This window comes from Rhodococcus cerastii (genome assembly GCF_033042195.1).
In the GTDB taxonomy this organism is placed as follows: Bacteria; Actinomycetota; Actinomycetes; order Mycobacteriales; family Mycobacteriaceae; genus Rhodococcoides.
The window spans coordinates 104,031-124,117 of sequence record NZ_JAWLKF010000011.1; the positions used below are offsets into that span (position 1 = coordinate 104,031).

Annotated in this window: 20 protein-coding genes and 1 pseudogene; 8 read left to right on the forward strand and 13 right to left on the reverse strand. The window is 65.8% G+C overall.

The window, feature by feature from the left end; genetic code table 11:
• Positions 1-100: 100 nt before the first annotated feature.
• Positions 101-514 carry a DUF6992 family protein gene (locus tag R3P93_RS18410; RefSeq protein ID WP_317533717.1) on the reverse strand — a complete coding sequence of 138 codons (414 nt, stop codon included), beginning with the start codon at positions 512-514 and terminating at the stop codon, positions 101-103.
• Positions 515-621: 107 nt separating this feature from the next.
• On the opposite strand from R3P93_RS18410, the gene R3P93_RS18415 reads away from it, so the two are divergent.
• Positions 622-954, forward strand: a complete 333-nt coding sequence (locus R3P93_RS18415) for a hypothetical protein (RefSeq protein ID WP_317533718.1) — start codon at positions 622-624, stop codon at positions 952-954.
• Positions 915-1,394: a hypothetical protein gene (locus tag R3P93_RS18420; RefSeq protein WP_317533719.1), complete on the forward strand. Its 480-nt coding sequence runs from the start codon at positions 915-917 to the stop codon at positions 1,392-1,394. Before R3P93_RS18415 ends, R3P93_RS18420 begins: the two co-directional genes overlap by 40 nt.
• On the opposite strand, the gene R3P93_RS18425 is transcribed toward R3P93_RS18420, so the two are convergent.
• Positions 1,395-1,961 carry a peptide deformylase gene (locus tag R3P93_RS18425; protein WP_317533720.1) on the reverse strand — a complete coding sequence of 189 codons (567 nt, stop codon included), beginning with the start codon at positions 1,959-1,961 and terminating at the stop codon, positions 1,395-1,397. It abuts the gene before it with no gap.
• A 22-nt stretch (positions 1,962-1,983) separates the two neighbouring features.
• Here R3P93_RS18425 and R3P93_RS18430 point away from each other — a divergent pair.
• The 3 genes and pseudogenes from R3P93_RS18430 to R3P93_RS18440 all read left to right on the forward strand — a co-directional run.
• A pseudogene (locus R3P93_RS18430) lies at positions 1,984-2,112 on the forward strand (DUF2256 domain-containing protein); the annotation flags it as partial.
• 15 nt (positions 2,113-2,127) lie between these two features.
• The gene (locus R3P93_RS18435) at positions 2,128-2,379 is read left to right on the forward strand and encodes a DUF3253 domain-containing protein (protein ID WP_255183390.1); all 252 of its coding nucleotides are present in this window, start codon (positions 2,128-2,130) and stop codon (positions 2,377-2,379) included.
• A 45-nt stretch (positions 2,380-2,424) separates the two neighbouring features.
• Positions 2,425-4,263: a DUF222 domain-containing protein gene (locus R3P93_RS18440; protein WP_317533721.1), complete on the forward strand. Its 1,839-nt coding sequence runs from the start codon at positions 2,425-2,427 to the stop codon at positions 4,261-4,263.
• A 7-nt stretch (positions 4,264-4,270) separates the two neighbouring features.
• Here the strand turns inward: R3P93_RS18440 and R3P93_RS18445 are convergent, their stop codons facing one another.
• Positions 4,271-5,767 (reverse strand): acyl-CoA synthetase, encoded by a 1,497-nt coding sequence (locus R3P93_RS18445; protein WP_317533722.1) that lies wholly within the window; start codon positions 5,765-5,767, stop codon positions 4,271-4,273.
• 89 nt (positions 5,768-5,856) lie between these two features.
• Between R3P93_RS18445 and R3P93_RS18450 the strand changes: the two genes are divergently transcribed.
• A complete protein-coding gene (locus R3P93_RS18450; protein WP_068047068.1) occupies positions 5,857-6,396 on the forward strand; it encodes a DUF2231 domain-containing protein in 540 nt (179 codons plus the stop codon).
• A 1-nt stretch (position 6,397) separates the two neighbouring features.
• Here R3P93_RS18450 and R3P93_RS18455 read toward each other — a convergent pair whose 3' ends face one another.
• Positions 6,398-6,859: a hypothetical protein gene (locus tag R3P93_RS18455; protein WP_317533723.1), complete on the reverse strand. Its 462-nt coding sequence runs from the start codon at positions 6,857-6,859 to the stop codon at positions 6,398-6,400.
• Between the two features lie 173 nt (positions 6,860-7,032).
• On the opposite strand from R3P93_RS18455, the gene R3P93_RS18460 reads away from it, so the two are divergent.
• On the forward strand, positions 7,033-9,330 hold the full coding sequence (locus R3P93_RS18460; protein WP_317533724.1) for an excinuclease ABC subunit UvrA: 2,298 nt from the start codon (positions 7,033-7,035) through the stop codon (positions 9,328-9,330).
• 74 nt (positions 9,331-9,404) lie between these two features.
• Positions 9,405-10,331 (forward strand): ABC transporter substrate-binding protein, encoded by a 927-nt coding sequence (locus R3P93_RS18465; protein ID WP_317533725.1) that lies wholly within the window; start codon positions 9,405-9,407, stop codon positions 10,329-10,331.
• Positions 10,332-10,643: 312 nt separating this feature from the next.
• On the opposite strand, the gene R3P93_RS18470 is transcribed toward R3P93_RS18465, so the two are convergent.
• The 9 genes from R3P93_RS18470 to R3P93_RS18510 are packed head-to-tail and all read right to left on the reverse strand — an operon-like array spanning position 10,644 to position 20,000.
• On the reverse strand, positions 10,644-11,834 hold the full coding sequence (locus R3P93_RS18470) for a CaiB/BaiF CoA transferase family protein (RefSeq protein WP_317533726.1): 1,191 nt from the start codon (positions 11,832-11,834) through the stop codon (positions 10,644-10,646).
• On the reverse strand, positions 11,831-13,297 hold the full coding sequence (locus tag R3P93_RS18475) for a dihydroorotase (RefSeq protein ID WP_317533727.1): 1,467 nt from the start codon (positions 13,295-13,297) through the stop codon (positions 11,831-11,833). Before R3P93_RS18475 ends, R3P93_RS18470 begins: the two co-directional genes overlap by 4 nt.
• Before the next feature lie 20 nt (positions 13,298-13,317).
• Complete coding sequence (locus R3P93_RS18480; protein ID WP_317533728.1) at positions 13,318-14,691, reverse strand: FAD-dependent oxidoreductase; 1,374 nt, start codon at positions 14,689-14,691, stop codon at positions 13,318-13,320.
• The gene (locus tag R3P93_RS18485; RefSeq protein WP_317533729.1) at positions 14,688-15,320 is read right to left on the reverse strand and encodes a hydantoin racemase; all 633 of its coding nucleotides are present in this window, start codon (positions 15,318-15,320) and stop codon (positions 14,688-14,690) included. Before R3P93_RS18485 ends, R3P93_RS18480 begins: the two co-directional genes overlap by 4 nt.
• Before the next feature lie 13 nt (positions 15,321-15,333).
• The gene (locus R3P93_RS18490; RefSeq protein ID WP_068047080.1) at positions 15,334-16,038 is read right to left on the reverse strand and encodes an ABC transporter ATP-binding protein; all 705 of its coding nucleotides are present in this window, start codon (positions 16,036-16,038) and stop codon (positions 15,334-15,336) included.
• Positions 16,035-16,757: an ABC transporter ATP-binding protein gene (locus R3P93_RS18495; protein WP_317533730.1), complete on the reverse strand. Its 723-nt coding sequence runs from the start codon at positions 16,755-16,757 to the stop codon at positions 16,035-16,037. The genes R3P93_RS18490 and R3P93_RS18495 overlap by 4 nt, the downstream gene beginning before the upstream one ends.
• A complete protein-coding gene (locus R3P93_RS18500; RefSeq protein ID WP_068047081.1) occupies positions 16,754-17,797 on the reverse strand; it encodes a branched-chain amino acid ABC transporter permease in 1,044 nt (347 codons plus the stop codon). Before R3P93_RS18500 ends, R3P93_RS18495 begins: the two co-directional genes overlap by 4 nt.
• A complete protein-coding gene (locus R3P93_RS18505; RefSeq protein ID WP_094670731.1) occupies positions 17,794-18,783 on the reverse strand; it encodes a branched-chain amino acid ABC transporter permease in 990 nt (329 codons plus the stop codon). Before R3P93_RS18505 ends, R3P93_RS18500 begins: the two co-directional genes overlap by 4 nt.
• Positions 18,780-20,000 carry an ABC transporter substrate-binding protein gene (locus tag R3P93_RS18510; protein ID WP_068051173.1) on the reverse strand — a complete coding sequence of 407 codons (1,221 nt, stop codon included), beginning with the start codon at positions 19,998-20,000 and terminating at the stop codon, positions 18,780-18,782. Before R3P93_RS18510 ends, R3P93_RS18505 begins: the two co-directional genes overlap by 4 nt.
• Between the last annotated feature and the right edge of the window lie 87 nt (positions 20,001-20,087).

A 20,087-nucleotide genomic window follows, 5' to 3' on the forward strand; every position in this document is an offset into this window, starting at 1 on the left:
GACTGATGGGACGAGTGTTACGCAAATCTACTGATCGCGCAACAAATCGGTCGTGTCGGTACTTGACAAAACACCTACGGAGAGAATGACACTCGTGTGATTAGCCGGCAATCATGCGGGCGTGAGCCGTGTCCAGCGCGAGCAGCGCAGCGCCCTGCACGACGACGGCAGTGCCGTGACCCACGGCCTGGTCAGCAGTGATCCGGCCGCCGAACCGAAGCTTCCTCACGGCGATGTGCGCACCGGTCGCGATGTAGAGAACGTCGAGACCGGCATTGATCCACAGCAGCCGGCTCAAACTCGCGGCCGTCGGGGGCTTCGAGCTCAGCGCGCCTGCACCCGCGATCGCCAGATCGATCGCGCCCCACCCCGCCGTCTGCAACCCGAACGCCCGTCGGGCAGGCGAGGACCCGCGCAACGCCAACATCGTTCCGGCGAGCACACTCCCACCGCCCCACACCGCGAGGCGACGGCCGAGCTGCTGGGCAACGATGGGCGCTTCGAGTGCTGTCATGCACTCCAGTGTGCCGCCTCTGGGGAGATGCCGGTTCGTAACGCGCGGTCGGTTGCAGCCGATTCCATGACCACTGAGCGTTCGCGCTCGAAACGAACGGAGCCACCATGCTGAAGAAGGTCCTCGCCGGGGTCGCGCTGGCGATCGGCGGCGCAGTGCTTCTCGCGCCGACAGCGTCCGCAGCACCCGACGACAACCCGTTCGGACCCAAGGACTCGACCGCGAACTTCGTGAGCGCCTTCGACCCTGCGGCATACGGTGCAGGGAGCGCCACATCGTTGATCGTCAGCCCGTTCGGCACGAGCCGGCAGATCGACTGCTGGTCGTTTCACGCCCGCGGTTCGTGCTCCCAGAACGGCCGGGTCCTGACGGAGATCCGAGTCCCGGCCGGATCGTCGGAATGGGACTACCGGACGCTCTACGTCTACAACCCGTTCTGATGATCGCCGGCCGCGTCCTGTGCGGACTGGCTCTCATCGCCCTCACCGGTTGCGCTGCAACGCAACCCGAGCCGACCATCGACGCGGCGGTGAACGTTGCGCCGTCGTCGTTCCCGGCACCTCCTCCCTCCGTCGCACCCTCCGCCATCCCGACCCCGGACGAGGCGACCGCCATCTTCCGCACCGTCTTCGACTGGACCGCCGAGCGGTCCGACCGCGCCGACGCGCTCGAGGGATCTGCCGAGGAAAACGCTGCGGTCTTCGACAGCGGTGGGATCATGTCGGAGGCGTCGTTCGACCGCATCGACGTCGTCGCACCCGGCCGGGTCGAGGCGAGCGGAACGTCCGTCGGGCGAGTGTCCTCCATCGGCTTCGTTGTCTCCGAGGGCCGTTGGAAACTCGAACGATCGACGGCATGCGCTGTCACCGGGGTCTGTTAGTCACCATCCGAACGGGTCCGAGTCGGATCCGGGCAGCCAACTGTTGCCGGGTCCGATCCACCCCCGGGCCTTGATCATCTTCTTCGCTGCGCGCTGATTGCGGCCGATCAGACGGTCGAGGTACAGGTGACCGGCCAGATGGTCGGACTCGTGCTGCAGACACCGCGCCAGGTAGCCGTGGCCCTCGACCGTCACGGGACTGCCCTCCACATCGACACCGGTCACGCGGGCCCAGTCCGCACGGCCGGTCGGGTACCGCTCCCCCGGGACCGACAGACACCCCTCACCGTCCTCGGGGTCCGGCATCGTCTCCGGGATCGCCGATGTCTCGAGCACTGGATTGACCACGTGCCCGCGATGCCGGACTCCGCCGTCCTGCAGGTCGTAGACGAACACCGCACGCGGATCACCGACCTGGTTGGCGGCAAGACCGGCACCGTGCGCCGCTGTGTTGGTCTCGAACAGGTCCTCCACGAACGCGGCCAACTCCGCGTCGAACTCGGTGACGGGAGCGGCACAGGTCGTCAAACGAGGGTCGCCGGCAACGAGGATAGGTCGAATAGCCATGCGAGAAGGTTACTGTCGAAGCATGGCTCATTCCCGTCGCTCCCCCACGGCTCACCCCGCGGACAAGGTCTGCGCGTCGTGCGGACGGCGAATCGAATGGCGCAAGAAGTGGGAGAAGAACTGGGATGACATCAAGTACTGCAGCGACGCATGCCGGCGGCACAAGGTGAGCACCACCGACAAGGAACTCGAAGACAAGATCCGTTCCCTGCTCGACGCCCGGTCCCGCGACTCCACCATCTGCCCTTCCGACGTCGCACGTGCACTGTCCGACGACAATTGGCGGGAGTTGATGGAACCGGTTCGCCGCGCCGCCCGCCGGATGGTCGACGCGGGAGAAGTCGAGATCACCCAGAAAGGATCAGTCGTCGATCCGTCGACCGCGAAGGGGCCCATCCGCATCCGATGGACGCGCTGACCTGCGACACAGAAGTTGTCGGTGGGTGGGTATAGCTTTCGTGGTGTGAAGACATGGGGGGATGTGTTCGGGCTCGGCGACCAGGAATTGGTCTCCGAGCTCGCCGGCGTGTCCTCCCTCGAAAACGAGCTCGCTGCAACGCGATTGACGCTGCTGGCGGAAATGGACCGCCGCGGTCTGGCCATGAAACTCGGCTACTCGTCGGTGACCCGGTGGTACGCGCGATCGGTGCGCATCACCGACGGGTCCGCGGCCCGTCAGATGGAGCTGGGGCAGTGGCTCACCGACCGGCCCAGCGTGCTGGGTGCCCTCGCAGGTGGTGACATCCACGCCGCGCACGCCTCGGCGATCGCCGACGGCTACGCCACCGTGGTGGTCGCCGACCCCACCCTCGACGAACAACGCCGCGACGCGGTCGTCGCCGAACTGCTCGAAACCGCCATGCGCAGCACCGCCGGGCAGGTCGCCTCCCGCGCCCAGGCACTGGCGCATTCCGCGGCCGAGGACGCCAGAGCCCGCCACGAGCAGGCCGAGAAGCAACGACAAGAACAGGAGCGGGAACAGGAGCGGGAGCAAGAGCGGGACCGTGCGAGCCGAGCTGACGCGGGTGACGCAGCCGGCTCGGGCGAGCCCGAACCTGCTCGGCCCGAACCTGTTCCAGCTGGACCGCCGCCGATACCAGTGTCGGAGAACCCGGAGTTGAACCGTTTCGATGTTCACCCGCTTGCCAGTGGCCGCTTCCAGATGGGCGGCAACGTCGACCGACTCCTCGCCGAGAAGCTGCTCACCGCACTGTCGGCGTTGACCGCGCCGCAGCCCGGCCCCGGCGGTGAACGCGACCTACGTGGTCCGTCGAAGCGGCGGGCCGATGCCCTCGATCGGATCCTCGACCGGCACCTGAGCGGTGGTGGCCGCGGATCGGCGGGCGGGTCGCGGGCATCGGTGCACCTGATCGTCCCGCTGCGGGACCTGCTCGCCGACCGCGGACACACGCAATCGAACAGGCCAACAACGGGTTCGAAGGCATCCGGTACCGGCGGCCACTCACAAACAAGCGATACCGAGGGCGGTCCCGATCGTGGCAACGGTCGTCGCGTCAGCGGGAGCGGCGCTGATGCCGATGCCAGTTCACGGACCGGTGATACCGAGGGCGGTCCCGATCGTGGCAACGGTCGTCGCGTCAGCGGGAACCTTGCTGGCATCGGTGACAGTTCACGGACCGGTGATGCTGGCGGCGGTCCCCACGTCAGCGAAAGCAGTGCTGGTGCCGGCGACAGTTCACGGACCGGTGATGCCGACACGGGTCCCGACGATGCTGATGGCGGTCACGACGTCGGGAGCGGTGCCGGCGACGGTTCACCGACCGGTGATCCCCGCGCCGATCGCGTCGGTCCCAGCACTGGTGCCGGTGACCATCGCGGACAGAAGTCTGCACCCGAGCCCGGTGATGCCGACTGGCCGTTCCACTTCGACTGGACCGGGCCGATGAGCCGCACTTTCGCCGAACTTCTCACCTGCGACGCCGACCTCACCCCGGTCATCGTCGACCACCACGGCGTCCCGCTCGCCCTCGGCCGCACCACCCGACTCGCCAGCGACGACCAACGCATCGCCCTGACCATCCGCGATCGGTGCTGCGTGATGTGTGGCCGCCCCGCACAGTGGTGCCAGGCCCACCACGTGAAGTTCTGGGAACACGGCGGCCGCACCGACCTGAACAACCTCGCGCTGGTCTGCGGAGAATGCCACCGCCTCGTCCACCACGGCGACTGGCAACTGCTCATGGGCGACGACGGACACCCCTACGCCATCCCACCCGAATCCACCGACCCCACACGACAACCCATCCCCAGCTACCACCGCCGAAAACGGCGCGCAGCGTGACAACTAGTCAGCTGCGCAGCTCACGCTTGAGCAATTTTCCGCTCTGATTGCGCGGCAATTCGTCGACGAAGGTGACGGTCTTGGGCACCTTGAACGGCGCTATCCGACCCTTCACGTGGTCGATCAACACCTGCGACGACATCTCACTTCCGTCCTTGAGCACGACGACGGCCGTCACCGCCTCGATCCACTTGTCGTCGGGCATCCCGATCACCGCGACCTCGGCGACCGCCGGATGGGTGTAGATCGCATCCTCCACCTCGCGGGACGCGACGAGGATGCCGCCGGTGTTGATGACATCCTTGATCCGGTCGACCACAGTGATGAACCCCTCGGCGTCGCGTGTCACCAAGTCACCGGAATGAAACCACCCATCCGAGAACGCATCTGCCGTCGCCTCCGGCTTGTCCCAGTAGCCGTCGCACAGCTGAGGAGAACGATAGAGAATCTCACCGGCTTCGCCGTCCGGCACATCGTTGCCGTCGGCATCGACGACGCGGGTCTCGACGAAGAACACCGCACGTCCACACGACGCCGGCCGCGCCTCGTGCTCCTCGGGCTGCAATACCGTTGCCAATGGCCCGATCTCGGACTGCCCGAAGCAGTTGTAGAACTCGATGTCCGGGTACCGCTCACGCAGCCGAGTGAGAACGGTGACGGGCATGATCGAAGACCCGTACTGCGCCTTCTTCAACGACGAGAGATCGCGCGTCGCCAGATCGGGGTGATTGGCGAGCGGAACCCACACCGTCGGCGCCAGGAACAGAGACTTGATCTTCTCCGCTTCGATGCGGCGCAGGATCTCCGGAACGTCGGGCCTGCGCATCAAGCGGACCGTGGCACCCACCGACAGGTACGGCAGCATGAACACGTGCATCCCCGCCGAGTGGTACATCGGCATCACCAGAAGCGGGTCGTCGTCCTGGGTGAACCCGAGCGCGATGACGCACGAGACGTACTCCGCGACCAGTGCGCCGTGAGACATCATCGCGCCCTTGGGTTTCGACGTCGTCCCGGAGGTGTAGAGCAACTGAGCGAGGTCGGTCGCATCGGCGACGGGGTCGAGTTCGGAGCCGTCGCCGTCCGTGCCCAGCACGTCGGGAAGGGAGACCACGTGCTCGATGCTGAGCTCGCCGCGAACCGAATCGAGCGTGCCCGCCAACTCCGGGTCGACCAATACTGCCCGAGAACCCGATTGCTGCAACAGGTATTGCAATTCGTCGCCCACGAGCGCGTAGTTGATCGGGACGTGCACCAATCCGGCTCGCGCACAGGCGAGGAACGCGACGACGTACGCGTCGGAGTTGACGCCGTACGCCGCCACGCGGTCGCCCTTGTTCAATCCCAACGCGATCAGCCGTCGAGCGGCGCGGGTGACCGCGGTATCGAGTTCTGCGTAGGTGTGACTGCGTCCCTCGAATGTCACGGCGAGGCGGTCGGGGAATTTCGCGGCCGACCGTCGCAGGACGCCGTCGACGGTGTTCACTCGTGTTCCGCTGCTCATCACCCGACGTTATAGGACGTCCAAGCATCTCGTGCCGTGTTTGGCTGCCCTCAGGGTTCGATCGATGCCATTGGGGCATGCGAGAACGCATGACAACGAAACAAGCCCTCGACAGCCTCGAATCTGCCTCGTTCCTCGACGGAGCGAGCAACGCGATCAACAGTGTCCTGAAACCCGCACTGGACGACACCGCCGTCGGCGCAGGTCTACGCGGCCGGTGGATCGGTCATCCCATCCACCCGGCTCTCGTCAACGTCACCATCGGAAGCTGGACGAGCGCCGTAGTCCTCGATCTGCTGAACCACCAGTCCAGGGCGAGCAAGCTCGTCATCTCCCTCGGGCTGGTGTCCGCGCCGGCAGCCATCGCCACCGGCTGGGCGGACTGGTCGACGATGAACACCCGCCAACGACGCGTCGGGATGATCCACGCGGCCTCCAACGCGACCGGCGTCTTCCTCTTCCTCGGCTCGTACATACGTCGCCGGAACCAGACCGATGGCATCGCCAAGGCGCTGGCTGCGGCCGGTCTGGCGACAGCCAGCGTCGGCGGCCTCATCGGAGGCCACCTCGCCTACAGCTCGACCGAGCAGGAACCGGCTCCGGCAGGCAAGCACAGCATTCGCCGATAGATCAGCAGTTGTTCGGCTCCCCGATCTTCACCGCGGACAGCAGAGCATCACCCTCACCGACGAGCACCCCTGCTTGCGGATCCTGCGCCACAACGATCCAGTTCGAGTCGTTGACCTGCATCCGGCTCGCACCGGACGCATCGACGCTCCGGGAGTAGAAGACACCTGCAGCCTGAATCGCATTCTGGGCAGTCTGCAGATTCATACACACGACCGGAGGCATTGCCACGAGGACCGGCTCTGCGGCGGGCGGTTCGGGCGCGGTGGTGTCCGGAAGGACAATCCTCTCGATCGACGTCGGCGCGGTCGTGGCTGGAGTCGTGGTCGCCTCCACGGTCACGGTCCGCACTTCGGTCCGGACTTCGGGCTCGGCGGAGTCCGTGGATCCGCAGCCCGCGAGGACGAGCGCAGGAAGGGCAAGCGCGAGGACCGAGTGCACGCGGGAACGACTACTGCTCGTCATGAAAACCCTTCGACCGACCGATGGCCTGGCGCAACCGGTACCCATGGGAGATCGTCAGACCGGTAAGTCTGTTACTTCCCGTCCATCGGTGGCGTTTCCGTACACCGTACGGTAAGCTGCGTCGGCCCCGGGCGAACCAGCGTCGGGGGCGGCGAAAGGCGACCGAAGCGCACATGACCCAGGCCCAGCCGACGACACCAACTCAGCCATCCATCGACGAACTGTCCACCATCCTCGTTCGCGGGGCACGCGAGAACAATCTCCGCGACGTGAACCTCGACCTGCCCAAACGCTCGCTCGTCGTGTTCGCGGGCGTCTCCGGGTCGGGGAAGTCATCACTCGTCTTCGACACCATCGCTGCCGAAGCTCAACGGCAGATCAACTCGACGTTCACCGCGTTCGCGCAGACATTCCTTCCGTCCTACGGCCGTCCCGACGCCGATCTCATCGCGAACCTGTCGGCCGTCGTGATCGTCGACCAGAAGCGTCTGTTCGGCGGCCCGCGCTCGACCGTCGGCACCATCACCGACATCGGCGACTGGCTGCGCATGCTGTGGTCCCGCGGCGTCACCCCGACGATCGGGTTCGCGAACGCGTTCTCCTTCAACGACCCGGCCGGCATGTGCCTCGAGTGCGAGGGGCTCGGCGAGGCGAAGGTCGTGGACCTCGGCGAACTGGTGGACGAGTCGAAGTCCTTGCGCGAGGGGCCGTTCAAGCATCCGGACTTCGAGGTCGGCAAATGGCCGTATCGGGTGTTCGCCGACTCGGGCCTGTTCGATCTCGACGTCCCGATCGAGCAATACTCCGCCCGCGAGCGCCACATGTTCTTCGACGCGAAACCCGGCGAGTTCGAGGTACTGAACCCCGATGCCGTCATGAAGAGCTACGAGGGGATCGTGTCCCGGTTCAAGCGCAGCTACCTGGCCAAAGACGCCGACGCCCTGAAGGGCAAGGCCAAGCTCGCGTTCGAGCGCATCGTCACGCGCGGGGTCTGCGAATCCTGCGGCGGCTCCCGATACAACGAGACCATCCGCGGCGCGACCCTCGAGGGCCTGTCTCTGCCCGACGCGTTCGCGATGCAGGTGTCCGAGCTCGCCGACCGCATCGACGGGTGGAAAATCGACGGCCTGGGTACCGTCACCGCCGAAATCGTCACGCAGCTGCGAAGACTCGTCGATCTCGGTCTCGGCTACCTCAGCCTGGACCGCGCAACGTCGTCGCTGTCGGGCGGTGAATCCCAGCGCATCAAGATGGTCCGCCACCTGGGAGCGACCCTGAACGACATGCTCTACGTCTTCGACGAACCGACCACAGGCCTGCACCCCCGCGACGTCCACCGCCTCGACGACATGTTGCTCGCGCTGCGCGACAAGGGCAACACCGTCCTCGTCGTCGAGCACGACCCCGAGGTCATGTCCATCGCCGACCGCATCGTCGAGATCGGCCCCGGCGCGGGAAAGGCGGGCGGCACAATCGTGTTCGAGGGAACCTACGACGAGCTGCGCGACGCGGACACCAGGACCGGTGCCGCGTTGCGGCGCGAGGATGTCGTATTGCATACTCCCCGAACCCCTTCGGGCTGGCTGAGCATCACGGGAGCCAGCACCCACAATCTGCGCGACGTCAGCGTCGACATTCCGCTGGGAGTCCTGACGGCCGTCACCGGCGTCGCCGGTTCCGGGAAGTCGAGTCTCATCCACGGGCACCTCCGTGAGGCCGCACCGGACGCCGTCATTATCGACCAGGCACCCATCCGCGGATCGCGGCGCTCCTCCCCCGCGACGTACACCGGTCTGCTCGATCCGATCCGTGCGTACTTCGCCAAGAAGACCGGCCAGCCGCCGTCGCTGTTCTCGCCCAACTCCGACGGCGCGTGCCCCGACTGCCAGGGCAGCGGTGTCATCTTCACCGATCTCGGGTTCACCGACCCGGTGACGAGCACCTGCGAGACGTGCCAGGGCAGGCGATTTCGGTCGGGCGCGATCCGGCACACCGTCGACGGCATCAGCATCGCCGACATCTTCGAGATGTCCGTCGAGGACGCCCAGGACTTCTTCGAGGTCAAAAAGATCCGCGACATCCTCCGCCGGTGCCGGGACGTCGGACTCGGCTACCTCTCGCTCGGCCAGAACCTGTCGTCGCTCTCCGGCGGCGAGCGGCAGCGGCTCAAGCTCGCCACCGAACTGGTCGGGTCGTCGCCGGTGCTGGTCCTCGACGAGCCGACCACCGGTCTGCATCCGTCGGACGTGTCGAACCTGATCGCGTTGCTCTCCGGGATGGTCGACGAGGGCAGGTCGGTGATCGTCATCGAACACAACCTCGACGTCATCGCCGCCGCCGACTGGGTCATCGACCTCGGCCCCGATGGCGGGCACAACGGCGGTCTGATCACCTTCACCGGAACCGTCGACGAGTTGGTGGTCTCCGACACCCACACCGGCACCTACCTGGTACGGAGCCTGGTCCGGTGACCACCACCCGATAGTGTTGGCGCTCCAGGGGCATCGGACACACAGGAGTGGCAGTGCAGCGTCGATCGGCACGAATGATCTCAGCAGGGTTCGCGGTTGTAGCACTGGTCGCGACCGGCTGCGGCAGCACGACGACCGACTCCCCGCCGGCAACCACCTCGGTCGCGGCGTCGAGCGGGAAGTTCCCGAGGACGATCGCGTCGGGCTCGGACGGCGGGACCGTCACCATCGACGCGATGCCACGTTCGATCGTCTCGCTGAGCCCGACGGCGACGGAGACCCTGTACGCCGTCGGGGCCGGCGAGCAGGTGGCGGCCGTCGACGATCAGTCGGACTATCCCGCCGACGCACCGAAGACCGGGCTGTCGGCGTTCACGCCGAGCCTCGAGGCGATCGTCGCGTACGACCCCGATCTGGTGATCACCTCCACCGACCTCGGCCTGGTCACGTCCACTCTGGCCGAGGCCGGTATCCCGACGCTGCTCGTCCCGGCGGCGACGAGCCTGGACGACGCGTACTCGCAGATCGAGCTCGTCGCGGACGCGACCGGGCACGACGCCGAGGGCGACGCGGTGGTCACACAGATGCGCGACCGAATCGATGCCGCCGTGGCCAGTGTCCCCGCGCGCGACGAGCCCCTGACGTATTTCCACGAACTCGACGACACGCTGTACACGGTGTCGAGCGCGAGCTTCGTCGGCCAGATCTACGGTCTGTTCGGCCTGACGAGCATCGCCGACGGCTCCGGCGCAGGCGACTACCCCCAGCTGTCCGCCGAATCGGTGATCACCGCGGATCCCGATGTCGTGTTCCTGGCCGACGCCCAATGCTGCGGCGTCACAGCCGAATCGGTTGCGGCTCGACCGGGGTGGGGATCGATGACCGCCGTCCGAGACGGCAGGATCTTCCCGATGGACGAGGATCTGTCCAGTCGGTGGGGCCCCCGCATCGCGGACCAGGTCGAGGCCGTCGCCGCAGTGGTGCAGCAGATTCCGGCGTGAACCCAGCAACGATGGGGTAACGCGCTAGTCGGCCAAGGCCGCCGTCCGATGTGGTGAGACAGATTCCGGCGTGCACCCAGCGACGATGGGGTAACGCGCCAGCCGGCCACAGCCGCCTTCCGATGTGGTGAGACAGATTCCGGCGTGCACCCAGCGACGATGGGGTAACGCGTCAGCCGGCCACGGCGGCCTTCCGTCGTCGTGCAACAGATTTCAGTATGAACCGAGGACCGGCCCGATGGCGGGTCCATCGGCAACGGTGCCCCTCGGCAGTGCTGCCGAAGGGGGCCGTTGCCGGGCACTGGCCGTGCTCTACACGACGCTGTCGCGCCGCATTGTCTCGATTTCGTCGGCGCTACAGCCTATTTCGGTGAGCACCTCGTCGGTGTCGGCCCCGTGCTTGCGGCCGGTGTACCTGATGCGGCCGGGGCTGCCACCCATCCGCCACATGACGTTCTGCATCCGGACGGGACCGAGGTCGTCGTCCTCGACGGTCGTCACCATCTCGATGGCGTTGACCTGTGGATCGGACAACAGATCGCTCGGCTTGTAGACGGGAGCGACTGCGGCCCCTGCCTTCTCGAACTCGTCGATCACCACGTCCTTCGTCCGTTCGCCGATCCAGCCGCCGACGTACTCGTCCAACAGGTCCGCGTGGGCGGCGCGCTGACGCCCGGTGGCGAACCACGGTTCGTCGAGCACTTCGGGGTGACCCACCAGCACGAGCACGCGTTCGGCTATCGAATTGGCGCTCGTGGAGATGGCCAACCAATGCCCGTCTGCGGTCTTGTACAGGTTGCGGGGCGCATTGTTGCTGGACCGGTTCCCGGTTCGCTCCTGATCGATCCCCAGCTGGTCTGCGTAGATGACGCCCGGTCCGACCGCGGCCATGATCGGGCTCAACAGATCCAGATCGATCTGCTGGCCGATGCCGCCGTTGTTGGTTCGGTGCAGCAGAGCCATCGACACCGCCGACGAACCGGCGATCCCGGCGAGGGAATCGGCCAATCCGAACGCCGGAAGTGTCGGCGGCCCGTCGGCTTCACCGGTCAGGTGCGCGAACCCGCTCATCGATTCGACGAGCGTGCCGAAGGCGGGCCTGGTGGCGTACGGTCCGGTCTGACCGAAACCGGTGACACGCAACAGGATCAGACCCGGGTTGAGCTCGGAGAGCACGTCGTATCCCAGCCCCCAGCGTTCGAGGGTCCCGGGCCGGAAGTTCTCGACCACCACGTCGGCCTCCGCGGCGAGGCGGCGAAAGAGCGCACCGCCCTGCGCGCTTCCGAGGTCGAGGGTCATCGTCCGCTTGTTCCGTCCGATCATCGTCCACCACAGTGGGTGACCGTCCTTGTCCAGACCGTGTCCGCGCATGCCGTCCGGCTTGGTGGGGTGCTCGATCTTGATGACCTCTGCCCCGAAGTCGCCCAGGATCTGCGCGACGAGGGGGCCGGCGAGGATCGTCGAGATGTCGAGAACCTTGATGCCCTCCAGTGGGCCCGTCACAGGTACGGACGGTGCAGGTAGCGGCCTGCGGGGGCACCGGCGACGGTGCCGTCGGCGAGTACCCGCTGACCACGGACGAACGTGTCGGTCACCTTGGCACCGAGCTCGAATCCCTCGAACGGCGTGTACTCCTGAGCCGACTCGGAATCCTCCGGGCGCACGGTCCAGGTGTGATCGGGGTCGATGAGGGCGATGTCTGCGTCCATGCCGACGGCGATGTCACCCTTGCCCGGCAGCCCGTAGCGACGGGCCGGGTTCAGTGACGTGAGCTCGGCGATACGACGCCAGCTCAGGCCGCGCTTGCGTCCTTCGCTGACGAGACCGGGCAGCAGGTATTCCGCACCACCGAAGCCGGACTTCGCGGCGAAGATGTCGCCTCGGTCCTCGGCGAACTTCTTCTCGTCCTTGCAGCAGGCGTGATCACTGACGACCCAGTCGATGTCACCCGCGAGCAGGTGCTCCCACAGCGCTTCGACGTCGTCGCGCGGGCGCAGCGGCGGGTTGACCTTGCCGCCGAGTCCGTAGGCGGTGTCGATGTCGGCCAGCAGGTGCCCGATGGTGACCTCGCGGCGGAAGTTGACGTGCGGGAACGCCTTTGCCATCCGCATCGCCGCGGTCAATGCCTTGCGCGAGGACAGGTGCAGCAGGTTGATGTTGGGCAGCTGCGTCTCGTCGGCGAGGAACGACGCGATGGTGACGGCGAGGCCCTCGGAGTGCGGTGGCCGCGACGCACTGTATGCCGCGAGGCCCTCGAGAGTGCCGTCCTCCTCGACGATCTTGGTGTACGCGCTCATGATCTCCGCGGTCTCGCAGTGCAGCGACAGCGAGATGTGATCGGCCTTGTCGCCCATCTGCTCTCGGGCAGCCTGGATGCCGCGCATGACGAACTCGAAGTGCGCCAGGTCGTAGCGCTCGCCCTCGGGTGTCATGAGGAATTCGCTCTGATCGGTGGACCGGCCGTGCAGCCCGTGGCTGCCGTAGAACATGAAGATCTTGAACGACGTGACGCCGTGATCTGCGATGAGCGCGGGGATTTCGTCGATGTGTTCCTTCGACATCGGCGCGAGGTGGTACGCATAGTCGACGTAGGGGCGTCCCTCGGTGGCCGCGAGAACCTTGGGGAACACATCCGCGTAGGAACCACCGGTGTTCATGTAGTACTGCCCGGTCCGCATGTAGGACAGCGACGTGGTGACGCCGCCCTGGACACACGCCCGCGACTCGGTCTCGGCGTCGTCACCGAGGGAGTTGTAGATACCCCAGTGCTGGTGTGCGTCGACGACACCCGGGAACGCGACCTTGCCGGCCGCGTCGATGACGGTATCCGCTGCCAAGGCATCGATATTCGCTTCGATGCGAGTGAACTTGCCGTCTTCGATCAGCAGGTCCAGAAATTCGCCCTCGTCGGGGGCGTCGGATCCTGGTCGAACTACGCGCGCATTGGTGATCAACAGCGTTGACATGGTGGTCCTTTCGAATTTTTTCACAAGAGTTGGGTTGTTCGAAGCGAACTTGCCGCGAGGTATGCGAGTCCGAGCGCCGGGAGCAGTCCGTTCCCCGCGAGATACCCGGCAGCACCGTGGCCGGAGATGCCCATTGCGGCACCGCCCGAAGCGAACAGACCGGTGATGGCGGAACCGTCGGTGCGGAGAACACGTGCGTTCTCGTCGACGACGAGCCCGCCCTGGGTGTGGAACAACGCGGGCACGATCTTGATGGCTGCGTACGGTCCGGTGAGCGAATGCTCGAAAGAGGTGCGGCCGAACGGATCCGACGCCTCTCCCCGTGAATACTTTTGCACAGCGGCCAGCTCCTCCGCCACTGCCGCAGGTGGAAGCCCCGTTGCGGCAGCAAGGCCGTCCGTGTCGTCGGCCCACACCGCGGCACCCGAGTCGACGGTCTGCTGGAAGTCCTTGAACGACAGGCACTTGTCGTAGATCTCGCGGTCGATGACGACCCAGCCCTCCGAGCCCGGCCTGGCGGCCAGAATGGCTGCGTACTCGGAGTACCCGGTCGTCTCGTCACCGAACCGGTGCCCGGATGCGTCGAGCACGACGCCGCCGTGCATCACCGTCGCCCATCCGACGAGAGTCGTCGCCTGCTTCGAGAGTGCCGCGTGTCCCTGGTACGCATCCAGATACGCCGAATCGGCACCGAGACGGCGCCCGATGGTCAGCGCGTCACCGTTGGAGTGCTCACTTCCGTGATAGCGCGCCGCGGATATCTCCGGTACGTGCTCTGCCACCAACTCGGCGTTGGCACCGTAGCCGTTGGTGGCCAACAGGACTGCGCGCGTCGGAACTCGGTCGACGCTGCCGTCGGGCATCGTGATCGTCACGCCGTCGACGGCCCCGTCGGAATCGACGGACACATCGGTCAGCCGGGCGGGCATCAGCATGTCGATGCGCGGCTCGGCGGCGACCGCTCGCGCAAGATGCTCGAGCATCCCACTGCCGTGACGGCCTTCGACCGTGTGACAACGAAACTGCGAATGGCCGGGGTATGCGAAATCGGTGACGAGCGTGAGGGGCAGCTGCACGTGATCTGCGAGCCATTCCACCAACGGCGCACTGACATCGGCGAGGGTGGACGCCAGCCGCAGATCGGCAGTGCCCTTCGTTTTGCGCAGGACGTCGTCCAGGAACTGTTGCGGCGAATCGTCGATTCCGGCCGCTCGCTGCCACCGTGAGCCGGCACCGGGGATCATGGCCGTGGACATCGCCGTGTTGTTGCCCCGCTTGAAGTGCGCACTGGCCTCGACGACCAGCACGTCGAGCCCCAGCTCGGCTGCACGCAGAGCAGCGACGAGGCCACCGCCCGCGCCGGCCACCACCAGGTCGGGTCCGTCCTCGCTCACGCGGAGACCTGCAGCTCGGAACGCAGACCCAGCAGCCGCAACGCCGTGCCGGTCGGGTCCACCACCTGCGGTGACGTCGGTGGATCGACGAGATCGACGGCAGAGCAGGCGTTGATGGCGATGGTGCAGCGGAGCTTGCCCGCGTGTTCGGAGACCGCTCTCCCCCAGGTGCCGGTGTCTGCGATGTCGTGCACACCGAGCCCGAGTACTCCGGTGGCCTCGGCGACGATCCCGTAGAACCCGAGTCGGCGGTCCAGTTCCGCAGCGATCGCGTCGTTTCTCGCCAGGGCACCGATCCGGTGCCCCTGGGAGGCATAGAACGAGGCCGTCAGCCGGGTGAGGCCGTAGAGCGGCCGAGCGAACGAATCCGCTTCCTCGGCGCAGGGGTCGAGCACGCAGTCGGGCAGGAACCCGTCGGCGTGCGTGTCCGGCACGGAACGAAAGGCCCGTGACAGCACCTGTTCCGACCGTCTGACGTCGAGTTCGGTATCCAGTGCGCTCGGCGCGTCGGGCCCGACGTTACGGAGCTCGACGGTGATCCCCGCGGGCGAAAGGTGGTCGTACCGATCCTGCCGGCGCTGCAGTTCTGCCGCGTCGACGTCGATCGGGGTGAAAGCCAAGAGATGCATGTGAGGTGAACTCCTAAATACCGAGGTAGGCAGCTTTGACCCGCTCGTCGTGTGCCAGTTCGGGCCCGGTGCCGGTCAGCACGATGGACCCGCTCTCGATGACGTAGGCCCGATCGGAGATCGCGAGTGCCTGCGCGGCGTTCTGTTCGACGATCAGTACGGTCACACCCGAGTCACGGATACGCACGATCGCCTCGAGCACCTGAGCTGCCAGCTTGGGAGCGAGCCCGACGGACGGTTCGTCGAGTGTCAGTACTCGCGGCTTGGACATCATGGCGCGGCCGATGGCGAGCATCTGCTGTTGACCGCCGGACATGGTGTCGGCCCGCTGCTCTCGTCGTTCGGCGAGAATGGGGAACAGGGCGTAGACCTGGTCGAGGGATTCCTTCACGCCGCTGCGCTTCTGGGTGTACGCGCCCATCTCGAGGTTGTCGGCCACGGTGAGGCTGCCGAACAACGCCCGATCCTGGGCGACGTGCACCAGCCCCGCTCGCACGATCCGGTCCGCCCGCATCCCGTGAATGGCGTTGCCGTCCAGCATGATTCTGCCACCGGACGTGGACACCATGCCGGAGAGCGCACGCAGCGTGGTCGTTTTCCCCGCGCCGTTCGCGCCGATCAGGGAGACGATCTCGTGCCGATCGACCGAGAGGTTCACCCCGTGCAGGATCTCGAGACGACGGTATCCGGCGTGCAGGTTGTCGATTTCGAGCATCATGCTGTCTTCTCCTCACCGAGGTATGCCTCGACGACGCGGTCGTCGGCAACCACCGTGCGTGGGTCGCCCGAGGTGAGCACCGCCCCCTCGTGCATGACCACCAGACGTTCGGACAGGGCCATCACCGCAGCCATGATGTGTTCGACGAACAGCACCGTCTGACCCTGCTGATGCACCGTGCGCAGCAGTTCGATCATCGGTGCTCGCTCGGCCGGGACGAGCCCGGCGAGAACCTCGTCGAGGAGCACGACGCGTGGCTCCATGGCCAGGGCGCGAGCGAGTTCGAGTCTCTTCAGGCCTGCCGTCGACATGGTCGAGACCTTGCCGCCGACCTGGTCGGACAGTTGCACGCGGTCGAGGACGTCGAGGGCATGCTGCCGGGCGTCTTTGCGTGACTTGCGCTTCGACAGTGCGGCGATGGTGACGTTCTCGAGCACCGACATCGACTCGAAGGGGCGCATGAGCTGGAACGTACGTACCAGCCCGGCGCGCGCGATCTTGCTCGCCGGCCATCCGGTGATGTCCGTACCGTCGAAGATCACTCGGCCTGCTGTCGGGGGCTGCTCACCCGACAGCAGGGAGAACAGGGTCGTCTTGCCTGCCCCGTTGGGGCCGATGATGCCGAGAAATTCGTGCTCGGGCACGTCGAGGCTGACCTCGCGTACCGCGTGGATTCCCGAGAAGGATTTGCTCAGGTTCTCGATGGTCAACAAGCTCATCGGTTCCACCTCTCACGGATCGTGCCGAAGATTCCCTTGGGCAGGAAGATCACGATCGCGATCAGAATCACCGAGTACGCGGCGACGTCCAATCCGATTGTTCCCTGCAGGAATTCGAGGAAGGCGGGCGGGTTTCTGAGCAGTTCGTTGATCAACTCCGACAGCGGCCCGATCACGGCGGCACCGATGACCGGGCCCCAGATCGTTCCGATGCCGCCGATGACGGCCGGCACGATCGCTTCGACGGAAACCGCCGAACCGAAGGCCTGCTCGGGACCGACGAAGAAGTAGTACTGCGTGTAGTAGACCCCGGCTACGGCGGTCAGCGCACAACTCGCCGCCACGGCGATCAACCGATACTTCATCGTGTCGATACCGAGCGAGGCTGCAGCGGTTTCGTCGTCGCGGGTGGCCTGGACGAACTGCCCTGCGCGGGAACGGGTGTAGAAGATGGTGCCGAGAACCGCGAGCGTCAGAATGACCAGCGGAATCCAGACGTAATTGGGGCTGCCCTTCTCGAACTGCAGCATCCACCACGAATCACGCGGCAGGATGGGCACATTGAAGCCCTCGGTCTTGTTGAACACCTCGAGGTTCTGCACCAGCAGCAGAAACATCTGCGCGAAGGCGAATGTCGCCAGTGCGAAGTACGACCCGGCGAGTCGGTAGCGCAGGCACAGGTAGGCGATGAGTGTGCCCACCGTGGCCGAGAGGACTGCCGCGACCACCATCGAGATCCACGGGGAGATTCCGTGCTCGACCAGAAGATACGCACCGGAGTACGCACCGATTCCGAAGAACGCGGCGTGGCCGAAACTGAACATGCCGCCGAACCCGCTCATGATGTTCCACGCCACGGCCATCACGGCGAAGATGAGCGTGCGCACGGCAACCGTCTGGGCCTGCTCGCCGAGGAGCAGCGGCAATGCCGCCACGACGACGAATCCGATGACCAGCGTGATCAATTGGCGGCGTAGCCACGTGTCCTTCAACCGCGGATCGTGCTGCACCGGTGTGGGTGCGCTTCTTGTCGTAGTCATCGGCGCGCTCCGTACAATCCTTCGGGCTTGAGAAACAGAACGAGAACGAACACCGCGAATACCAGGATCAGCGAACCTGTTCCGGGGAGGTACAGCGCGCCGACGGTCTGCACGAGGCCGATGACGAGCCCGCCGACCATGGCTCCGACGACACTTCCGAGTCCGCCGAGAACCACGATGACGAACGCCAGGATGGTGAATTGTTCTCCGACCGACGGCGTCAGGCTGGTGAACGGTGTCATCAACCCGCCGGCAACCGCGACACAGGCTGCGCCGATACCGAAGGTGAGCGCGTAGACCCGACCGATGTCGACGCCGACGAGCTTGGCTCCCTCGGAGTTGGATGCGACTGCGCGGATGGACAATCCGAGCGGCGTCCGCTTCAGTACCGCGGTGAGCGCGACGGCGACCAACGCGGCCCCGATGAACGCGATCACTCGCGGCCACGACGCGACGGCACCGAGCACGTCGAGGGAACCGTCGATCGGAGCCTGCACCGATTGCGGTCGCCCTCCGAAGATCATCAGCAGCACGTTGATGATCAGCAGCGACAGGCCGAGGGTGACCAGGAGCGGGCCGTCGTGACTGCCGCTGATGGTCAGTTTCGTCAACAAAGTTGCTTGAACGACCATGCCGAACAAGAACATCACCGGAACGGCGACCAGTGTTGCAACGTAGACCGGCAACCCGGCGGTGGACAGCGCGTAGACGATGTACATCGCCATCGTCAGCATCGCACCCTGGGCGAAGTTGACGATGCCGAGAACACCGAAGATAAGCGTCAGTCCGACGGAGATCAGTGCGTACACACCGCCGAGAAGGAGTCCGGAGACGACCGACTGTGTGACCAGGCCCTGGTCTTTTCCACCGACGAGGTAGATCACCGCCATGATGACGACGATCGCTGCTGCGACCGGGATACCGGGGTTGAGCCCCGCGAGACCTTTGTTCCCCGCTTTCTCTGCGGTCGAGGTAGCGGCCGTCACTGGCCGGCTCCCGCGGGGAACTGGATTGCGTCCGTTGCGAACTCCTCGGGGAAGACCTGAGCGACTGCTCCGTCGCGAACCTGCATGACGATGACGGTGGCGTTCTTGTTCTGGCCGGTCTCGTCGAACTCGATCGGTCCGTTGAACGCGAGAAGCGGATCCTCGATCGAGACGCCGGAGATGGCGTCGCGCAGATCCTCGGGATCACTCGACGCACCGTCGTTCAGTCCGGCCGCGATGACCTCGACTGCCTGGTAGGACAGCATTGCTGCGGTCTCCATCGGGCGTCCGTACTCGGCCTCGAACCGCGAGCGGATGTCGGTGACGCGGTCGCTGGTGGCGTCGAAGTGGTAGTTGGCGCTCAACACGCCCTCGCCTGCGGCACCTGCGTCACTGGGGAACGAGCTGTCGTCGAACGCGCCGTTGGCAATTCCGTAGACGCCCTTGACGTTCAGGTTCAGCTGCTCGACCGCACGTGCGATCAGCAGCCCGTCCGGGTAGTAGCCGGTGGCGACGATGACGTCGGGGTTGGACACTGCAGCCTCACGCACCTGCGTGGTGGCGTCGGAGAAATTCGTTGCCGGATAGGTGATTTCCTGCACCGACGAGATTCCCTGGTTCGCGGCCTCGGCCTCGAATGCGTTGAAGACGCTGTCGCCGAAGGATCCCTCGATGTGCAGGTAGGAGACGCGGTCGATCGGCTGACCGGTCTGCTCCTCGATCGCGGCGAGCGCCTTGGCACCGTCGGTTCCCATGCTGGACGCATTCGGCTGCATGCGGAAGGAGTACTGGTAACCCTGGTCGAGGATCTTGTCGTCCACCGCCACATCGATCACGAGCGGAACCCGAGATCGCTCGGCAACCGAGGCGACGTTCTGTGTGACGTCGCTCTGGTACGTGCCGATGAGCGACACCGCGCCGTCGTCGATCAGCCGCTGCGCCTCACTCTGTCCGACCTCTGCTTTGCCCTGACTGTCGCCCGACACCAACTCCAACTGCCGACCGTCCATGGACGAAATGCCGCCTGCTGCATTGATATCGGCCACGGCGAGGGCAGCACCGTCGTTCATCAGCCCGCCCACTCCCGCCAGAGCTCCGGTGGTGGGATGAACCGATCCGATCTTGATGGGGCCGGAGTCGTCCGAGCCGGTGGAGGAGCCACATGCTGCCGCACCCACGACTGCAACGGCTGTCAGCACGCCTACGAGCTTCTTCATTGTTGAGTCTGCCTTCCGCGCCCATCGGCGCCGAGTCGAACCACTGGGCGGAACCTATCGTTCCGCTGAGCGCACCATCAGATTGAT